We start from the raw sequence: 17,727 nt of genomic DNA, 5'->3' as shown, positions 1-17,727 counted from the left end.
ACGATGTTTTGGCTTGCCTAAGGTAGGCAGTTCATCTTTAATTTGGTAAGATAAGCTTACCATTGGTAATATACAAGTCCGTATCATGAATCCAGAGGATGTAAAAGAACAATTTATAGAAGTACTCACAGAAATCCAGACCGATAGCGGCTATGGAGAAACACCAATCTCAGGAACAACCTGTCCCATGACTGACCTGGAAGGGTTTGATAGTCTCCTGTGTATTGAGGCGATTAATATGCTAGCTGACAAGCTCAACGTGGAGATTCCCAGTAATCAGATTCACAAAATAGGTCTTTCACAGGACGGCAAGCAGTCGCTCACCATTGATCAGTCCGTTGAGGTAGTCTGTAAGATTGTCAACACAGGAGAGACTTAGGTATGAGTCATCAAGAACAGAAGAAGTCAATTATTGCAGCCCGCTTGCGTGAAGCTCGCAAGATGGCGGGACTTTCTCAAGCTCAAGTGGCTAAGATGCTTGGTCTTCATCGCCCTTCAATTACGGAAGCGGAAGCTGGAAATAGAAAGGTTTCTGCTGATGAGATCACGAAGATGGCTGAAATTTATGACGTAAGTGTGTCATGGTTACTTGGAGAGGGTGCAGACAAGCTTGATATCCATGACGACAAGATTCAGCTTGCCGCTAGAGAACTCCGAAAGCTTAAGCCAGATGATCTTGATCGACTTTTAACAATACTTGCTTCGATGCGTAGAGGGGGAGAAGTACTTTGAGGAATCAGACTTTGAGAAATCAGAGAAAGGTGTTGGCACAACAAGCCCAGCAAAAAGCCATCGATGTGCGGAGGAATGCAGGTTTTGACAACAAAAGTCCACTCTGCATTTACGGCTTGTGCGATAAACTTAATGTGAGGGTCAAGTTTGTTGACATCAGTATGGAGGGTATCTATCTCCGAGAAGCAGAGCCGATAATCTTGCTTTCTGCATTACGCCCTCTCCCCAGACGCATCTTTACCTGCGCTCACGAACTCGGTCATCACGTCTTTGGACATGGTTCAACTATCGATGAACTGATAGAAGAATCAGAAAGGTCTAAAGCTTTTCAACCAGAGGAGTTTTTAGCTAACTCATTTGCTGGATTTTTGCTCATGCCAGTTTTAGGCGTGCGGAAAGCATTTGTTTCGCGGGGATGGAATGCGGATTCAGCAACCCCAGAACAAGTTTTTACAGTTGCCTGTAGTTTTGGTGTTGGGTACGAAACCCTAATTACTCACATGGCTTACTCTCTCAAAATGCTCTCTTCTTCAAGGGCTAGTACGCTTCTCAAAACAAAGCCCAAGGCTATCCGTGAGAAGGTTCTTGGGCGTCTATCTACTGATCCGTTGATTATCGCTGACGAACACTGGTCAATGCCCACAATTGATGCCGAAGTTGGAAGTCTCCTTTTGCTTCCAACTGGTGCGGAAGCAGCAAATGATACTATCACCTTTGAAGAAAATCACCCGAAAGGACGCCTATTCAAGGCTAACCGTCCCGGCGTTGTGCGGGTTTATTGCCGTGACACCGGATGGGCTGTCTTTGTTCGTGTCTCGCGCTATCAATTTATTGGTCTAAGTCAATACCGACATCTTGAGGAGGTGGAAGATGAGTAACAGTTCAGCTCGCCTTTTCGAGGAAACAAACCTTTCCCATGCTTGGGCAAGAGCATTTTTGCTCGTTACCGATGATAAGGATTACTCTGGTAAGAAGATTTCTCCCCTTGTTGTGAGCATCACAGGCTTCAATGATGGTATACCGAACGAGGATCAAGAGATTCGACAGTCGCTTGACAAGTGTCTTGCTGATGCAGGTGATCAAGAGATCCATACGGTTGCGAATACTATCTTCCCTGAATCTCTATGGAAACGGTCTCAGTACCAGCGCCAGGAGTTTTTTGAACGATATCTCAAGTTTCTTCCCAGGGCTAAAGCTATAAAACATTGTAAAAAGAAAAATAGCCGTGGTCTTTACTTTGAAAGACTTATTGCCTTTGGTTCTGATGATCAACCTAAAGTAAACCAACTTGAATACATTATTACTCAGTACCAGGCACGACCAGGAGTAAGGAAAAGTATGTTTCAGGCGTCAATTTTTGATCCGATAAAAGACCATGTTCCTGATTATTATCTCCCTTTTCCCTGTCTACAACACGTCAGCTTTGTTCCACAGGGAAAAACGCTGACGCTGAACGCTTTTTATGCAACACAGCAGCTACTCAATAAAGCCTACGGTAATTACTTAGGACTTTGCAAACTAGGAAACTTTATGGCTCACGAAATGGGGCTAACGTTTAGCCGCATGAACTGCTTTGTCGGTGTAGCCAAGCTAGAGCATATTGGCAAGGAAAAGAATATTGCTAAGAAATCCCGTATTCTCACTCCAGTCATAGAAGTGTGTCGAGAAGTGATACTCTCAAAGACAGACTAACCACCAACGGACAGAACATAATATGGCAGCCAAACAACCAATGCGGGGACAATTGAAAAGCGATCGCCAAAACAAACCTATTGATGAACAACTAAGTCTTGACTTAGGTAACTATGGTAAACCCAAAATAAATGACAGTATAGATATTGCTGCATACTCCCACATTCTGCCTGCAAAACCCACCGTGGTTTTTGATACCTACTGGCGTTTCGCCGCAGAAAGACAGAATATTTTTTTCAAAAAGTTTGTGGAAAAACCAATGCCTTGGACTAACGATCCAATCCTTTCCACCTTCAAATTTACCAATGCCTACCGAGCATCAGATCGCACCAGCCAATATCTGATCCGTCATGTTATCTACCGCGACGATCTCCCTCCAACTCCAGAGGAAGTATTTTTCAGAATCATTCTGTTTAAGATTTTTAATAAGATTGAAACATGGCAACTTTTAGAAAGTAAACTTGGCAATATTATCTACGCAGACTATTCTTTTAAACGCTATGACAAAATTCTTACCGAAGCCATAGAAAACAGTCAAAGAATCTATTCAGCCGCCTACATCATGCCTTCAGGAGGAAAAATACTTGGTCATACAAGAAAACACCGTAACCATCTCAAGTTGATTGAGCGGATGATGGTTGATGAACTGCCAAAGAAACTTGCAGATGCAGCAAATATGCACAGAGGATTTGACCTCTTGCGTGAATATCCTACTATCGGTGACTTTCTAGCATACCAGTTTATAACAGATGTCAATTACAGCGAAATTACGAATTTCGATGAAATGAGTTTCGTAGTTCCTGGTCCGGGTGCGCTTGATGGTATTCGGAAATGTTTTGCAGATCTGGGTGGTCTAAATGAGCCAGAAATAATCAAGTTCATGGCGGATATTCAAGAATTTGAGTTCGAGCGATTAGGTCTTGATTTTCAGTACCTCTTTGGACGAAAATTACAGTTAATTGATTGCCAAAATCTATTTTGCGAGGTTGATAAATATTCACGGATTAGGCATCCGGAAATTTCCGGAATATCAGGTCGAACTCGTATAAAGCAAAAGTATTCAGCTCGTAGAGAACCAATTGATTACTGGTATCCGCCTAAGTGGGGAATTAATCAAGCGATTAAAGAATACAGAGAATACAGAATAACCCAAGCGGCTACCCAAGCTAAATCAAAATCGAACTTCAAGGAGTGAATAATGGAGTTTCGCAGGTATCAAGAACAAGCATTGAAGAGCGATCGGATTCCTACCAATAGTGGAAACGAAATAATCGTACCTCTGTTGGGTTTGGTCGGTGAAGCAGGTTCACTGCTTACTGAATACAAGAAGTACCTCCGTGATGGAGACGCTCACAAATTATTCAAAGAGGGTATTGCAGAAGAATTAGGAGATTTGCTTTGGTATGTTGCCAACGTAGCCAGCAAATTTGATCTTGATTTAGGAGAAATTGCAGAATGCAATCTTCAAAAGTGTCATGACCGTTGGGGATGGAGAGATTCAGAACATACAGATATTAACGCTATAGGATATATATTCGACAGGGACTTTCCAAAAGACGAATGTTTACCAAGTCAGTTTTCAGTAGAGATTACTGAGGTGAGCCATGATAACTCAGTGAAAATGCAAGCATTTGTCAACGAAAAACAGATTGGAAACAACCTCACCGACAACTCCTATGCTAATGATGGTTACCGCTTTCACGATGTTTTCCACCTCGCATACGCTGGGGTTTTAGGTTGGTCTCCGGTTACTCGTCAACTACTTGGATGTAAACGTAAAAGTAATCCTAAAGTTGATGAGGTTGAAGACGGTGGTCGCGCTAAGGCAATTGAAGAGGGTATATCAGCGCTTGTTTTCAGCTATGCCAAGGATCATAATTACTTGGAAGGAATTGCCGCACTTGATTACCAACTGCTCAAAACTATTAAAAATATGACTTCTCACCTAGAAGTTGATCGATGTTCGCTCGGTGATTGGGAAAAAGCCATTCTTATGGGCTACGATGTATGGCGTCAAGTAGAGAAAAATCGAGGGGGAGCAGTTATTGTCGATCTCGATATACGTTCCATAACTTATCAGCCACAGTGACAGCTTGACTCGTAAAAGAATGTTCAATTTTCAGGATTTATCACTCACTATTTGAAGCAACAGCGATCGCGCCTTGGACACTCCAGCGAATCTGAGATACCCTAAACTAAACGCCGTGGGCGATTTGACTTGAACCCAACCCCATACCCTCTCATCCCCATGTCACAGGAATTCCGCCAAATTGTTCCCACCCCTCCACCTGCTGCGGATAGTTTTGCCACCTACCAACTCGCTCAAGAGTTCCACCGAGAAACGCAGTATCGTCGAGAATTCGAGTCCTACTGCCAATGGTATCGCCAAACCGCCAAACGTCACCAACAGGAACTCCAAAAAATGCAAGGCGACATCAACCTGTTTAGGTGGTTCTGTCGCCGCTAATGAGTAATAATACCCAGTCAACCATCAATGCTCATAAGTCAATATATTCAATTGTTGGCGAATTCTGCTTTCTCCCCGTGAGCAAATAACAATTCATTTGCCCCTTCCCTTTGACTTGAATCGGACCGCGATCGTCAAAATAATAGCGATGCTTGAGGCGCTTATAGGTGTCTTCCGTTACCTGAATACTCCCTGGTAAGCCGTGGGATTCCATACGACTGGCAATATTTACTGTATCTCCCCACAAATCATAAATAAACTTTTTAATCCCAATAATCCCCGCAATCACCGGTCCAGTATGAATGCCAATGCGAATACTAAAGGATTTCCCGGTTTCTTGACAAAATTGCTCAATTACCCGTTGCATATCCAACGCCATATCCGCGATCGCTTCGGTGTGGTTAAGCATGGGCATCGGTAGCCCGCCCACCACCATATAGGCATCACCAATCGTCTTAATCTTTTCTAAATGGTGTTCCTCAACCAGTTGGTCAAACTCCGAGAAAATCACATTCAAAATCTCAACCAACTCAATCGGCGAGGTGTGAGACGCCAACTCGGTAAACCCGACAATATCGGCAAAGAGTACCGTCACCTCATTAAAGTGATCCGCGATCGTTCGTTCTTCTCGCTTCAGACGATGGGCAATGGGTTCTGGCAAAACATTCAGTAGTAAGTGTTCGGATTTTGCAGTTTCCCGATCCAATGTTTTTAATGCCGAAGCAAACTGTCTGGCAATAATTACTGCCGCAATTAATGCGACCAATACAGCCGCCACTAATAATATCGTCGCCGTATAACTGGTGTCATTAATCGTGCGACGCGCTCGATCCGCCTCCGCATCTGCTAAGTCGATTAATTTATCGGCTAGTGCCTGTGCCTGTTGATCAAAATTGCGAATTTTGTCCTGAATTTCCTTATCGAGTCGAACGATCTCTTCAGCAACCGATTGATAAGCATCGAGATATCTCAATGCCTGTCTCCGTTCTGTCTCATTAAATTTCGCACTGGTGTTAATTTGCTCACGTAACTGTTGCGCTGTTTTAGTCAGCAACTCCATTCTGGCAGGTTCACGAGTAGATAAATATTCCTTTTCATAGGACTGCATTTGATTAACTAATCCGAGAAACTCTTGAGCCTCTGCTAGTTCCAAGCGATTCCGCAATAGAGTTAAATTTTGTTCCAGTTGTTCGAGTACACCAACATTATCAATTCCCAAATTACTCACCAACCCCACCGTTTCCTGGAAACTGCGAGAATATTGCTCAACAATTTCCACATACTCGACTAAATCCGGATTACTCTGCCGTTTAAATATCCCCCCCTGAACCTGAGCCAGAAGCTCTTGCAGTTGGCTACTAATATCGATAACTTTTTCAATTTCTTGGCGGTGTTTGTCGCGAAACTCATTCAGATTGGTACTGGAAAAATTAATGCTGGGCCACCGTAAAAAGAAATCAATTTCCACGCGACGGGCATTGCGTAACGCGGCATCCATTTCAAACCCGCGTCGTTGAACTTCAATACTGGTCAGAAGCACCGCTTTGGTCTCATTACGCATTTGTCGCAGCGAGACAAAGCCTGTCATTGACACAATACCAATCAACAACAGCAGCGCAATAAATGCCAACGCAAACTTGGTGGTGATGCTAAGTTTGCGCCCACCTCCAGTCAGGCGCTTCCATATCTTCATAATCCGTTCTTATTTAGTCCTTCGTCATTTGTCCTTAGTCCTAAAGCGCCTTTCGATAACCAATGACCAATGAGCCAGCAATCAAGTTTTGACCCTTCATGACCTTCGGGGAACCTGTTTTGTCGGGGTGGGTTTAGGGATTTTCTTTTTGCGATTGTATGATAACGTTTGTGCAGAACCCGCCCTGATTAAATTTTGCATTATCTCCCCCATCTCCCCCACCCTCCTGTACCAAGTTAGATTAATAATCCCCCCCAGAACCATAGCGCCATGCATCCAACCAACGGTGGTAATAGTATTGGGGGGTTGGGGGTAATTGATGTACGGGTTTGCTCATGAATTGTCCTAATGGATATAAGCCACTGTAGACACCCAGATTTATGTAATGCACCATCCAATCTAACAGGGTGGTTAACCCAACTTGGGGAATCACAGGCGTCACCAGTCCCGGTTTGGTTAGGGAAATCAGTGTTAAGGTTTGGAATAATCCAGAAAACTGCACCACATCTTGCAGGAAAGGACGCAGTACGTCATCCCCCAACTGTGCCATTGTTTGAAAAACGCCACTCAGCAACGCATTGATTTGATTGGGGGGTATATTTTGCTCAACGCCCACACTCATCGCCCGTTGAAACATCCAGGTAACGGCAATATTCGGCTGATAGGGTTGCAGTAGATTCAAGGCGTCTTGGGTCAAAATGTCGCCGCTAAGGGCTTCCTGGATGCCTTCTGTTAAACGTTTGAGGTGACGTACCATCGAACCAAATCCGCCAAAACTGACGGGAGATTGAGCGCCACTGCTATCACCCACAGGCAAAATTCGATTCCAGGGCATTCTGATGGGGCTGTCTTTGTAGGATGGGAAGAAGCCAAATAACACTCGTTTAAAATCAAGTTGGGAGAGTTCCACCCCTTGATAGTCGGGCAATAGCCGGAAGTATTCCTCCATAAAAAACCCCAAACTGGGGCGTTGGGGATGGGCGTCGAGATAGCTGAATAAATAGGTGGTTCTGCCATCTCTGGCGGGAAAGGCTTCCCAAAAGTATTGACACTGATTCTGAATGGGTGTAAAAGAGACAATTAAATCTCCTGTATCATTCTGGGTAAAGCCTTGAGCGCAACTACCCACAACTAAACAAACCCCTTCCGGTTTTTCCCCCTGTCGCACTTGTTTAACAATGGGAGAGAAGTTCCCCATTGCATCAATCAGTAACCGGGTGTTTAACCCACCCGCCGCCTCGACGCGCACCCCATCAGGATGAATCACCGCCCCCTCGAATGCCGTTTTTTCTAAAAGCTGACCCCCAGCTTCGAGAAACTTGGACTTGAGGGTATCCAGGAGGAAAACTGGGTCAACGCCAATATTCAAGACATCCCGCACCCAGACATCCTCTCCCCCCAAAAAACTCACCCGACCTGGGTTATACTCAGATGCGATCGCGTCCTCTAATTCTTCAGGCGATAACAGGTCAAGTTCCAGGAATACATCAAGTTCTGGGCGGGAAATATTCCACTCTTGATCTCGCCCGCGCAAAATTCCCCGTTCCAATAGGGCGACGCGCCAGCCTCGCTTTTGCAACGCAGCACCCAGGAAAATGCCTAAGGTACCGCCACAGATAACGATATCCCAATCGACGGTTCCCAAGGGTTCTGTTGATTCCTTAACCACCTGAGGAATCGACGTGGTACCGTCTCGCAACGCTTGCCAGAATTGGTCAGCCTTCCGCAAGCCTGCCAAGACATCTCCCGGTAGTTGGGAAAGAATGTGTTCAGTTTGACTCATGACTCTCTCGTTTGGCACAGATGCTCCCTCTACATCCTAATCTGCGAGGCGTTAAAGATAGAAGGCAGAGGGGCAGAGGGTAAGGAACAAGGCAATGATATAACGGTTCAGTAAAACATGACCTAGGCAGAATGACACCGACTTAAACTGGGTTCGTAGTAGGCACGAAGCGTGCCAGCAGCGCTAAAGCGCTGACTACAAACTCTCAAGTCAGTTGACATTCGATTTAAGCTGGGTTCGTAGTAGGCACGAAGCGTGCCAGCAGCGCTAAAGCGCTGACTACAAACTCTAAAGTTGAACCCTCAATTCCTTCTGTTCGCTGTTCCCTTGTTTTAAATCTGAAAAATGAACAAACTATTTTTATTAGCTATTATCGCTATCGCCTCTATGGGATTCGCAACTCCAGTTGTAGCCGAAACCAAAACCGCCGAATCGGGAAACGTTCGAGCTGAGTTTTCCTATCAAAGCCAAGACTTTTGTTTAGAGAATCCCCAATTGCAAATCAGTCGGGATGGAGAAAACGTCCTGAATCAATCGCTATCAACAGACGATTTTTTGATTTGTCGGTTGACGGATTTGCAAGTCCGCAACTTAGACATTAACCCCGAACCCGAAGTGATTTTAGACATCTATACGGGGGGAGCGCATTGCTGTTGGGTTTCTATGATTTATCGCTACGATGCGGCTCAAGATGCCTATACTCTAACCGAACAGTTTTGGGGGAATGCGGGTTATGAATTTAAGGACTTAAATCAAGATAACATTCTTGAATTTTTGACGCGGGATGATAGCTTTGCCTACGCTTTTACGTCTTATGCTGGTTCATCCTATCCCTTGCAAATTTGGCAGTATCGCAATGGCAAGATGGTAGATGTAACGCGCAGCTATCCGCAACTGATCTACAATGATGCCTATCAACTCTGGCAGCGTTATACAGAAACTGATTATCCTGGTGTGGCTAGAGGAGCATTAGCCGCTTATTTAGCGGATAAGTATATGCTTGGTCAAAGCGAAGATGGCTGGCAACGTGTTCGTCAAGCTTATCAAGGAAATGACAGAGAATCATTCTTTAAGGATTTACGCAAATTTCTCCAACAAACGGGTTATATTAGAAACCCTGGAGACACAGCCTATTATCGGCTAGCTGAGTTAGAACAGAGGGGATTATATAACCAATGTCCCCAAGAAACTAGCTTAAGGACGGCTGGGGAAACGGACAACTATCGTTTTGCTATCTGTGCGGGTGAGTCGGGTCAATATTATTTGGGACAATCGAAGCGAACAGGAGATGCGATTACTGTGAAACATAGGCAGAATGATCCAGAGAATTCCTTCCGTCGTGGCGATACGGTTTATCGTTTGCAAGTGGATGAAGGTAACTCGGCGAATTTGTATCTGGAAGTCTATCAAAATAATCAGCGATTATTGCGGGAAATGGCACAGCAGGTTTATTCATCGATGTAGCCGTGTAAAAAGTTTTTCTGACGCGGATTTTGTCGGTTGGCTTGACGCATGTTATTCAACACCCTCGAAACAAACACAGGGGGAGCGTTTCACCCTCATCCCCTAACCCTTTCTCCCTTCAAGGGAGAAGGGGAATTGGAACAATTAATGATGAAAAATTTAGGTGACTACGCCTGCAACGTAACGCCTTTCTTGCTCCCCTCTCCCCAGAGTGGGAGAGGGGCTGGGGGTGAGGGGTTTCTAGCTTAATTTGAAGCGGATTTATCTGATTGGGTTTGTCTTCCAACCGTCATCTGCAAGTTACACTTATTTGATGTTAGCGTCCTGTTCAGTTGAGTCCGGAAATGAACATTCGACGGTAATCTTTAGGTTGCTTTTAGCCGTTCCTTTGGTGACATACGGGACGCCAGCTTCACCACCCAGTTCGATACCAAATTCTAGGGTGACTTTGTTGACATTCGCGATCGCCATTTTTTTAAAGGCACTTAAGGTGTAGATTGTGTACGCTCGAATTGTGCCTTGAATCGCTCGGAAATTCTGCACCATTTGCCTTTGATCTTTGACGACTTGAGCGTTTTTGGAAACTGGGGCATCTTCTCCTTCTCCTTCTTCCTCTTCGTCTGTGGTGATGTCTGGAACGTCTACGTCTTCCGTGGCTTCAATATAGATGATGGTTTGATCGTCGAGCTGAATGGGGATGAGCTGAGGCATGATAATTTGATGGGGTGGCACTGGTTATTGTTTATCATACTTTCGAGGGCGACAGCCGTTCGGGACGATGAGCCGAAAGTTTGTCATGATTAGGAAATAACACGGATAACGATTGTTGGCGATGAGTCGGGATGCCTTGGTTGTTGGCATAAATAAGTATGAGCGATTTAATCCCCTGCAAGCACCAGGGGGAGATGCTGAAGCGATCGCTCAACGATTGGAACAATATGGTGAGTTTAAAGTAACGCGACTCCCAGGGGTTAAGGATAAGCAGAATAACCGGATTCGCGTGGGTCAGAAAACTAAGGTAACACTGAGTCAGCTAGAAGACGCGATCGCACAATTGTTTATGCCAGAGGGTCGGTCTGTCCCTGATACTGCGATATTATACTTTTCTGGGCATGGACTGCGGAAAAATCGGGGGATTCAGGACGGCTTTTTAGCTAGCAGTGATGTGAATCCGGAGGTGGGAAACTGGGGATTATCTCTCCAGTGGTTACGTCGGTTGCTGCTTGCAAGTGAGGTGCGCCAGCAAATTATTATCCTGGATTGCTGTTACAGTGGGGAGGTTCTCAATTTTGCTGAAGCTGATCCAGGGGAGCGAGGGAAAGGACGCGATCGCTGTTTTATTGCCGCATCACGAGAGTTCGAGGTGGCGTATGAGGGAATTGATGGGAGTCATAGTGCGTTCACGGCGGCGTTACTAGAGGCGCTGGAACCCCAATCAGAGCGGTGGGTGAGTAATTACACCTTAGTAGATTTCCTCAATCAACTTGATTGTCCCTTTCCCCAACGTCCGATTTTTGCCAATTCTGGGGAACCGATTAACCTAACCCGTCGCTTGTCAGTAGCCGTATCAGAGTCTATTGAAGTACCCCAACCAGCGATTTGTCCTTACAAAGGATTAGCCTATTTTGATTGTAATCAGGAAGACCCAAAATACTTTTATGGGCGTACTGCACTCACGGATGAGTTGTTAGATAAGGTACGACAAGGGAATTTTTTAGCCATTTTAGGAGCATCAGGAAGCGGGAAGTCATCAGTGCTGCGGGCGGGATTACTGCATCAGCTTAAATTGGGACGTCGTTTGTCGGGGAGTGAACAGTGGGAGGTACGAATTTTAACCCCCGGTGAACATCCTTTGCAGAATTTAGCCCTGGCGTTTCTTTCAACGGAAGCATCAGGAATTGAAAGAGCCGCACAGTTAAAGCAAGGAGAGGAGTTATTAGCTGAAGGTGCAGCAGGGTTACGGCGATTAGTGCAAGCGTCTACTGCTCCTCGCGTGGTGTTGGTGATTGATCAGTTTGAGGAAGCATTTACCCTCTGTCAGGATGATGAAGAACGAGAGTTATTTTTTAAGTGTTTATTGGGTGTAACCTCCGCTTCATCCGTTAAAGAGAGTGGGTTAAATCTGTGCATTATCCTAGCCATGCGTGCTGATTTTTTCGGGAAATGTGTTGAACGAAACTATAGCGGATTGGGGGAACAGATTCAGCACAACATCGTAACAGTAACACCGATGAAACCGGAAGAATTAAAACAGGCAATTGTTCAACCAGCTAAACGAGTGGAATTGGCGGTTGAACCGGAATTGGTAGACCAAATGATTGTTGATGTGAAGAGTTCCCCTGGAAGTTTACCCCTGTTGCAATACACGTTGATGGAGTTGTGGAACAAGCGAAACAATCATGGCTTAAGCTTGGCAACTTATTCCCAGCTAGGTGGGGTAATGGGAACGCTACAGAAACGGGCGACGGAGGTTTACGAGGAGTTCTCAGCGCAGGAGAAAGGAGTAGCCAAGCATATTTTCCTGTCGCTGACGCAATTGGGAGAGGGAACAGAAGATACTCGTAGGCGGGTGTTGAAAGCGGATTTAGTGACATCACGTCATTCTGAAGCGTTGATTGATCGGGTAGTGCAGCGTTTGGCGGATGTTCGTTTAATTGTTACACAAGAGGTATCAACTCTTAATCAAATATCTAAAATTCTCAATCCCAATTCTGTTGTGGTAGATGTCGCACATGAAGCGCTGATTCGCCATTGGATATTATTGCGACAGTGGTTAAATGAGAGTCGGGATAATCTGCGAGAAAAGCGGAAAATAGAAGCGGCGGCTGAAGAGTGGCGAAGTCGAGGTAAGGCTAAGGATTATTTGTTGCAGGGAAAGCGGTTGAGAGAGGCTAGGGAGTTTCAGAAGGAACAGGTAGAAAACTTTCCTTTATCAAATTTTGCCAAGGAGTTTATTGGGACGAGTGTTAGACGGAAACAGATTAATCGAGTCAAAATTATCGTTGGTTTTATGATTATCCCTTTGATCGGGACGGGGTGGACTGGTAATAGAATTTATAGAGAGATAACAATCCAAAGATACCGGAAAGTCCTTATTAATACCCAAGGTTTGGAGTCCAGTCAAGCAAGACAAGAAAGAATTGAGGCTGTTAAAAAATTAGCTTTGCTTCGTGGTCCTTTCAAAGGTGATTTGCCTCAAAGTCCTTTAAAAGGTGATTTGCTTCTAGGTCCTTTAAATGGTGATTTGCTTCAAAGAGCCGACCTCCGAGAAGCAGACCTCCATAGAAATAACCTCAGTGGAATCGACCTCAGTTATGCCAACCTCAGTGGAGCTGGGCTCACTAGAGCTGACCTCAGTTATGCCAACCTTAGTGGAGCCGACCTCAGTGGAGCCGAATTCTATAGAGCTGACCTCAGTTATGCCAACCTTAGTGGAGCCGACCTCAGTGGAGCCGAATTCCATAGAGCCGAATTCCATGGAGCCAAATTCCATAGAGCCGAGCTCAGTGGAACCGACCTCAGTTATACCTACCTCAGTTATGCCGAGCTCAGTGGAGCTAACCTCAGTGGAGCCGACCTCCAGTACGCCGACCTCCAAGGAGCCAACCTCCAAGGAGCCGACCTCACGGAAGCCGACCTAACTCCGGCTCAAGTTAAGGTTACTTGTAATTGGCAAGAAGCAAATTATAGTGATAAGTTTCGCGCAGAATTAAACTCGTCACCTGAGCCTGAAGAGAAAGTTGATTGTAGTTACTGGAGTTTAGATGAAGATTGATCAACACGGTAAGGCAAAGATTCCCAGCCAGCAATAAATTCATTTGTTATTCAACTAGGGGTTAAACAACGATCGCTTACACGCCCTATCATTCTGTGCCAGCCGAACTACGCAGTCAATCCCCTGTCTCAAAAATCATCCCGATAAAATCGGTAAAACGAATAATCATCTTGAAACGGATAATCATCAAGAACATGATGAATAATCCCGCTATCAATCAGCATTTGTCCAATACAAATCGCCTCTTGTCGAGACCCCTGAATCCGTTGCGCTAACCATTCCACGGCTTCTGCACCAATGAAACAGTGCGGATAAACATTTCCCCGATAACGACGGTCTTTTATTTCCACCCCATCTGCACCCCGCATCGCCGCAACTAAGGCTTCAAGCTCCGTCTCCGTAAGTGTTTTGGCTGGAGTCATTATCTGAGAAACTGCTCCGGATATCTCACTTGTAGCCGCCAGGGAATCTTGGGGTTTAGCAGGGGAAGTATGGTTTGATTGATTCCCATTTGTCGGCGCAATTGTTCGCGGGGAAGGTGTCGATGAATCCCGATATAATAACAGATTAAAAATTTCTTCAAGTTTAGGCGATCGCAGCCTCAAGCAAGATCCCCGACTTCTTCAAGAAGTCGGGGATCTGTCTGTACACCCTACATTAGCTGATCCGATTATTTTGACTCTGAGCGAAGCCGAAGGATTGATCAAAACTCAAAACTTTCCTTCCCTGTCCCCTGATGCACAGTTTTCACCCATTTCAATCGCTTGGGACGCACGGACATACGAGCGGTTGTAGCTGACATGACAAGCATCCAATGCATCATATAAAGAACACCGCGCAGAGTTTGCAAGACATGGAGAAATAGAGTGCCAATTGTCAAGGGTTGATCCCGTTGAATCCGACGCAATCCCGTAAACATGGCAATGAAAGACAAAGCAAGAGTTAATCCAGTAATCGGACTATACAGAGGTAAACGACTACGAAGCAGCGCCATTAAACAATCCGGTATAGCCGCCGTTGGCAATAGGTACTGAATAATTAAAAATGAGAATAAATCGATAGTTTTGCTCAGACCCAAACGATTACTAGCAATCAGACGCCAGTAGTCCAAATAACGCTGATATCCCCCTTCTGCCCAACGACTCCGCTGATGCCAGAGGGATAGGGCGCTAGTCACACCTTCCTCATCCACCCCTGGGAATTCTAGGAAACGAATATCCCATCGATCCAAATGCAGGCGTATGGTTAAATCCAGGTCATCGGTAATCGTTTGCTCATTCCAGCCGCCACAGCGTTCTAACGCCGAACGGCGGACAAACTGACCATTTCCCCGGAGTTCACCAATCCCACCAATGGCAGTCCGTTGGTTTTGGAAATAGCTATCCAGTGCCATTTCTGCCATCTGTCCTTTTGTCCAGAAATTCAGCGGCGCATTCGCGATCGCTTTTCGCACTTGTACCGCCCCGACTCTTGACTGGTTAAAGATGGGTAGCACTCGCCGCAGCAGATCTTGAGTGATATGGGCATCGGCATCAAAGACACCAATCACCTCCCCTTTGATCAAGGGTAATACATGATTCAACGCCCCAGATTTACCGCCTGTGGCGTTGGCATCACGATGAAATACATTTAACTGATCGTATTCTGCCGCCAGTTGCTCTAAAAGGATTGGGGTTTTATCCGTACTGTGATCATTAATTACCCAAAGTTCGCAGCGTTCCTTGGGGTAATCTAAATTACACAGCATCCTCACCAAGTTCTGAATTACCGCCTCTTCATTCTTAGCCGCCACCAACAAGGACACAAACGGAAAATCCGCCGGATTCTCCCCCTGTAACGGTTTCGGCACTCTGATCGGTCGCGCTACTAATACCCGTATCGCCTGAATACCCAACAGTGCGGTTAAACCAACGACTAACCAATACCCCCAGGACAGCAGATGCAGAGTGATCGTCCCTCCCCAAATCAGGGTCAGCGCCAACGCCGCTTTGCGTCGTCGCCCTTCGAGTCCCTGAAAGAAAAAGTCGCTCTCAAAATCATCTTCAGACCACTCAGACAGCAGAGAGCTAAGGGGATCAAGCTCACTGCTATGATTATTCTCTGTCCAGGAGTTCTCTGGCATACGCTCCTTGATTTCTCCACCCACGCAAATTGTATCTAATTGTAACTTAAATCGTTAATTTTTTTATACTTTGAGGAGAATACTCTAGTATTTTAACGTTTGCTCGTTCTGCATGGCTGAGGATATAGGGTTTGTATGGTGATATCGTTTCTGAGTACAGCAGCATGGGGACTAGGTTCTGTCCTGTGGGTGGAACTAATCCGCGACTTCTATCACGTCTTGTCCCATCATTGGACACCGTTATATCGGTTGCATGTTTGGCATCATCGGGTATTCAAACCGGATTTAACCCCGGCTAGTGAGCAAATTTATCGCCAAGCCCATTGGTACAATGATTTACCCGAATCCCTGGTGATGTTGCTGTTTAGCCTGGGATTGTGGGGAGTCGCCTATATCTGGAGTGAACCCCATTGGGCGGCGTTGGCGGGTGTTGTTTATACCTTAAGCTTTTTAGGAAGTGCGATCGCGCGGGGGAGTGGACTCTCTGGTGCCGATGAATTAACCGACTTAACCCATCGTCCGGGACAATTCTTTAGTCCCCCCTCAAACTGGACGGTGAATCGCCCTTATCATTGGCGACATCACTTTGATAACCAAAAGGCGTATTATTGTGGCACATTGACCTTCGTCGATAAACTTATGGGTACTGCGCTATCCCTAAAAGGTAAAACGGTAGCCGTTACTGGGGCGTCTGGCACATTGGGGCGATCGCTATTGTATCAGTTGCACCAGCGCGGGGCTAAAGTTATCGGGTTAACCTCGAAATCAGACCCAATTATTTTAACCGCAGCCGATGAACCGTTATCCGTGAAAACGATTACCTGGCAAGTGGGACAGGAATCTGAGATTGCGGCTGAGTTAGAATCAGTTGATATTCTGATCCTCAATCACGGGATTAACGTCCATGGAGAGAGAACCGCTGACGCGATCGCCAAATCTTATGATGTGAATACATTCTCTAGTTGGCGGTTATTAGAATTATTTTTGCAGACGGTTCGCACCAATCAAGATATTGCCCGCAAGGAAGTCTGGATCAATACCTCCGAAGCCGAAGTTAGTCCCGCCGTCAGTCCTCTGTATGAATTAAGCAAACGGGCATTAGGGGATTTAGTCACATTACGCCGTCTCGATGCGCCTTGTGTAATCCGCAAACTGATTTTAGGACCGTTTAAGAGTAATTTGAATCCCATTGGTGTTATGTCTGCCGATTGGGTGGCAAAACAAATTGTTAATTTAGCGGTGCGAGATGTCCGGAATATTATCGTTACGATTAATCCGCTAACGTTTTTGGCATTTCCGATTAAGGAGTTCTTTGTCAGCCTATATTTCCGACTCTTTAGTCACAAAGCGTCAGAATTATAAATTTATGATTTCCCTTTAATCGTAACCCTCCTTAATCCCCCGGTGCTTTGGGGAGAAATGTTACCTCCTTCCTTCCGATTCCCTCCCCTTGATAAGTAAGGGGAGGGTTAGGGTGGGGTTAATCAGGGTAGTGACGTGGCACACCTTAATTGGTGGATTAGCATTGTAGGGGCGCATGGCGTGCGCCCGGTTTAAACGTCAAATCTATTCCACAATTTTAGCTGTTTCAGTCCAGTAGTGGCGTGGCACACCTTATTTGATGAATTAACCATTAGCCCCGAAACCGTAGGGGCGCATGGCGTGCGCCCGATTCAATGGTCAAATCTAATCCACCATTTTAGTTGGGTTGGTGCGTTACGCTATCGCTAACGCACCCTACCTCAAACCCTTACCTATCTTCATGAAATCTTCACAATAACGCCAAAATCCTGCTGGTTTGATGAAGATTCGATGAAGCTAATGTATCACGTTGATCATGGATTTACAGCCGAACGATGTTAATTCCGTGAATGGCGGGCGGTTGAAACAGGCGCTGGCATTTTGTGCATAAGGCTCTCAGTTCTGGGAAATATAACAATCTAGGATACAATCCTGTCAGAGGGAAATCCCGTATTTTTACCTAAACCTCAGGTGCATC

Annotated in this window: 16 protein-coding genes; 11 read left to right on the top strand and 5 right to left on the bottom strand. The window is 45.6% G+C overall.

All coding sequences use genetic code 11. From position 1 onward, the window contains the following. Positions 1 to 85 precede the first annotated feature (85 nt). The 7 genes from RIC07_RS19195 (at position 86) to RIC07_RS19165 (ending at position 4,891) form a co-directional block, all read left to right on the top strand. Positions 86 to 379: an acyl carrier protein gene (locus RIC07_RS19195; RefSeq protein WP_446375138.1), complete on the top strand. Its 294-nt coding sequence runs from the start codon at positions 86 to 88 to the stop codon at positions 377 to 379. 2 nt (positions 380 to 381) lie between these two features. Next, positions 382 to 732, top strand: coding sequence for a helix-turn-helix domain-containing protein (locus RIC07_RS19190; protein ID WP_446395917.1), 351 nt, complete (start codon positions 382 to 384; stop codon positions 730 to 732). After that, complete coding sequence (locus tag RIC07_RS19185) at positions 729 to 1,610, top strand: ImmA/IrrE family metallo-endopeptidase (protein ID WP_446395916.1); 882 nt, start codon at positions 729 to 731, stop codon at positions 1,608 to 1,610. Before RIC07_RS19190 ends, RIC07_RS19185 begins: the two co-directional genes overlap by 4 nt. Next, a complete protein-coding gene (locus RIC07_RS19180) occupies positions 1,603 to 2,424 on the top strand; it encodes a thymidylate synthase (RefSeq protein ID WP_446395915.1) in 822 nt (273 codons plus the stop codon). The genes RIC07_RS19185 and RIC07_RS19180 overlap by 8 nt, the downstream gene beginning before the upstream one ends. A gap of 22 nt (positions 2,425 to 2,446) precedes the next feature. Beyond that, positions 2,447 to 3,619, top strand: a complete 1,173-nt coding sequence (locus tag RIC07_RS19175) for a nucleotide kinase domain-containing protein (RefSeq protein ID WP_446395914.1) — start codon at positions 2,447 to 2,449, stop codon at positions 3,617 to 3,619. 3 nt (positions 3,620 to 3,622) lie between these two features. Continuing rightward, a complete protein-coding gene (locus RIC07_RS19170; protein ID WP_446395913.1) occupies positions 3,623 to 4,513 on the top strand; it encodes a MazG nucleotide pyrophosphohydrolase domain-containing protein in 891 nt (296 codons plus the stop codon). Positions 4,514 to 4,672: 159 nt separating this feature from the next. Beyond that, complete coding sequence (locus RIC07_RS19165) at positions 4,673 to 4,891, top strand: hypothetical protein (RefSeq protein WP_446395912.1); 219 nt, start codon at positions 4,673 to 4,675, stop codon at positions 4,889 to 4,891. Between the two features lie 31 nt (positions 4,892 to 4,922). Here RIC07_RS19165 and RIC07_RS19160 read toward each other — a convergent pair whose 3' ends face one another. Together RIC07_RS19160 and RIC07_RS19155 are read right to left on the bottom strand one after the other, a co-directional pair. Further along, a complete protein-coding gene (locus RIC07_RS19160) occupies positions 4,923 to 6,584 on the bottom strand; it encodes an adenylate/guanylate cyclase domain-containing protein (RefSeq protein ID WP_446395911.1) in 1,662 nt (553 codons plus the stop codon). Positions 6,585 to 6,825: 241 nt separating this feature from the next. Continuing rightward, entirely contained in the window at positions 6,826 to 8,367 is a 1,542-nt protein-coding gene (locus RIC07_RS19155; RefSeq protein ID WP_446395910.1) for an FAD-dependent oxidoreductase, read from the bottom strand. A gap of 345 nt (positions 8,368 to 8,712) precedes the next feature. On the opposite strand from RIC07_RS19155, the gene RIC07_RS19150 reads away from it, so the two are divergent. Next, positions 8,713 to 9,831 (top strand): hypothetical protein, encoded by a 1,119-nt coding sequence (locus RIC07_RS19150; RefSeq protein ID WP_446395909.1) that lies wholly within the window; start codon positions 8,713 to 8,715, stop codon positions 9,829 to 9,831. 306 nt (positions 9,832 to 10,137) lie between these two features. On the opposite strand, the gene RIC07_RS19145 is transcribed toward RIC07_RS19150, so the two are convergent. After that, positions 10,138 to 10,542, bottom strand: a complete 405-nt coding sequence (locus RIC07_RS19145; RefSeq protein WP_446395908.1) for a CU044_2847 family protein — start codon at positions 10,540 to 10,542, stop codon at positions 10,138 to 10,140. Positions 10,543 to 10,663: 121 nt separating this feature from the next. Between RIC07_RS19145 and RIC07_RS19140 the strand changes: the two genes are divergently transcribed. Continuing rightward, entirely contained in the window at positions 10,664 to 13,606 is a 2,943-nt protein-coding gene (locus RIC07_RS19140; RefSeq protein ID WP_446395930.1) for an nSTAND1 domain-containing NTPase, read from the top strand. 128 nt (positions 13,607 to 13,734) lie between these two features. On the opposite strand, the gene RIC07_RS19135 is transcribed toward RIC07_RS19140, so the two are convergent. After that, the gene (locus RIC07_RS19135) at positions 13,735 to 14,028 is read right to left on the bottom strand and encodes a DEP domain-containing protein (RefSeq protein WP_446395907.1); all 294 of its coding nucleotides are present in this window, start codon (positions 14,026 to 14,028) and stop codon (positions 13,735 to 13,737) included. Positions 14,029 to 14,309: 281 nt separating this feature from the next. Beyond that, positions 14,310 to 15,728, bottom strand: coding sequence for a glycosyltransferase (locus RIC07_RS19130; protein WP_446395906.1), 1,419 nt, complete (start codon positions 15,726 to 15,728; stop codon positions 14,310 to 14,312). Between the two features lie 135 nt (positions 15,729 to 15,863). Between RIC07_RS19130 and RIC07_RS19125 the strand changes: the two genes are divergently transcribed. After that, positions 15,864 to 17,090 carry a bifunctional sterol desaturase/short chain dehydrogenase gene (locus RIC07_RS19125; RefSeq protein WP_446395905.1) on the top strand — a complete coding sequence of 409 codons (1,227 nt, stop codon included), beginning with the start codon at positions 15,864 to 15,866 and terminating at the stop codon, positions 17,088 to 17,090. Between the two features lie 237 nt (positions 17,091 to 17,327). Then, the gene (locus RIC07_RS19120; protein ID WP_446395904.1) at positions 17,328 to 17,459 is read left to right on the top strand and encodes a hypothetical protein; all 132 of its coding nucleotides are present in this window, start codon (positions 17,328 to 17,330) and stop codon (positions 17,457 to 17,459) included. Positions 17,460 to 17,727 lie beyond the last annotated feature (268 nt).

Origin of the sequence: Coleofasciculus sp. E1-EBD-02 (assembly GCF_040218245.1) — a bacterium.
In the GTDB taxonomy this organism is placed as follows: Bacteria; Cyanobacteriota; Cyanobacteriia; order Cyanobacteriales; family Coleofasciculaceae; genus Coleofasciculus.
Note: the sequence above shows the minus strand (reverse complement) of the source record. Positions and strands in the feature narration are given on the sequence as shown.

Excerpts from the sequence above, each read along its gene's own strand:
- RIC07_RS19180 (WP_446395915.1), top strand. The coding sequence starts at position 1,603 with ATGAGTAACAGTTCAGCTCGCCTTTTCGAGGAAACAAACCTTTCCCAT.
- RIC07_RS19170 (WP_446395913.1), top strand. The coding sequence starts at position 3,623 with ATGGAGTTTCGCAGGTATCAAGAACAAGCATTGAAGAGCGATCGGATT.
- RIC07_RS19165 (WP_446395912.1), top strand. The coding sequence starts at position 4,673 with ATGTCACAGGAATTCCGCCAAATTGTTCCCACCCCTCCACCTGCTGCG.
- RIC07_RS19140 (WP_446395930.1), top strand. The coding sequence starts at position 10,664 with ATGAGTCGGGATGCCTTGGTTGTTGGCATAAATAAGTATGAGCGATTT.
- RIC07_RS19160 (WP_446395911.1), bottom strand. The coding sequence starts at position 6,584 with ATGAAGATATGGAAGCGCCTGACTGGAGGTGGGCGCAAACTTAGCATC.
- RIC07_RS19175 (WP_446395914.1), top strand. The coding sequence starts at position 2,447 with ATGGCAGCCAAACAACCAATGCGGGGACAATTGAAAAGCGATCGCCAA.
- RIC07_RS19145 (WP_446395908.1), bottom strand. The coding sequence starts at position 10,542 with ATGCCTCAGCTCATCCCCATTCAGCTCGACGATCAAACCATCATCTAT.
- RIC07_RS19125 (WP_446395905.1), top strand. The coding sequence starts at position 15,864 with ATGGTGATATCGTTTCTGAGTACAGCAGCATGGGGACTAGGTTCTGTC.
- RIC07_RS19155 (WP_446395910.1), bottom strand. The coding sequence starts at position 8,367 with ATGAGTCAAACTGAACACATTCTTTCCCAACTACCGGGAGATGTCTTG.
- RIC07_RS19135 (WP_446395907.1), bottom strand. The coding sequence starts at position 14,028 with ATGACTCCAGCCAAAACACTTACGGAGACGGAGCTTGAAGCCTTAGTT.
- RIC07_RS19190 (WP_446395917.1), top strand. The coding sequence starts at position 382 with ATGAGTCATCAAGAACAGAAGAAGTCAATTATTGCAGCCCGCTTGCGT.
- RIC07_RS19195 (WP_446375138.1), top strand. The coding sequence starts at position 86 with ATGAATCCAGAGGATGTAAAAGAACAATTTATAGAAGTACTCACAGAA.
- RIC07_RS19150 (WP_446395909.1), top strand. The coding sequence starts at position 8,713 with ATGAACAAACTATTTTTATTAGCTATTATCGCTATCGCCTCTATGGGA.
- RIC07_RS19130 (WP_446395906.1), bottom strand. The coding sequence starts at position 15,728 with ATGCCAGAGAACTCCTGGACAGAGAATAATCATAGCAGTGAGCTTGAT.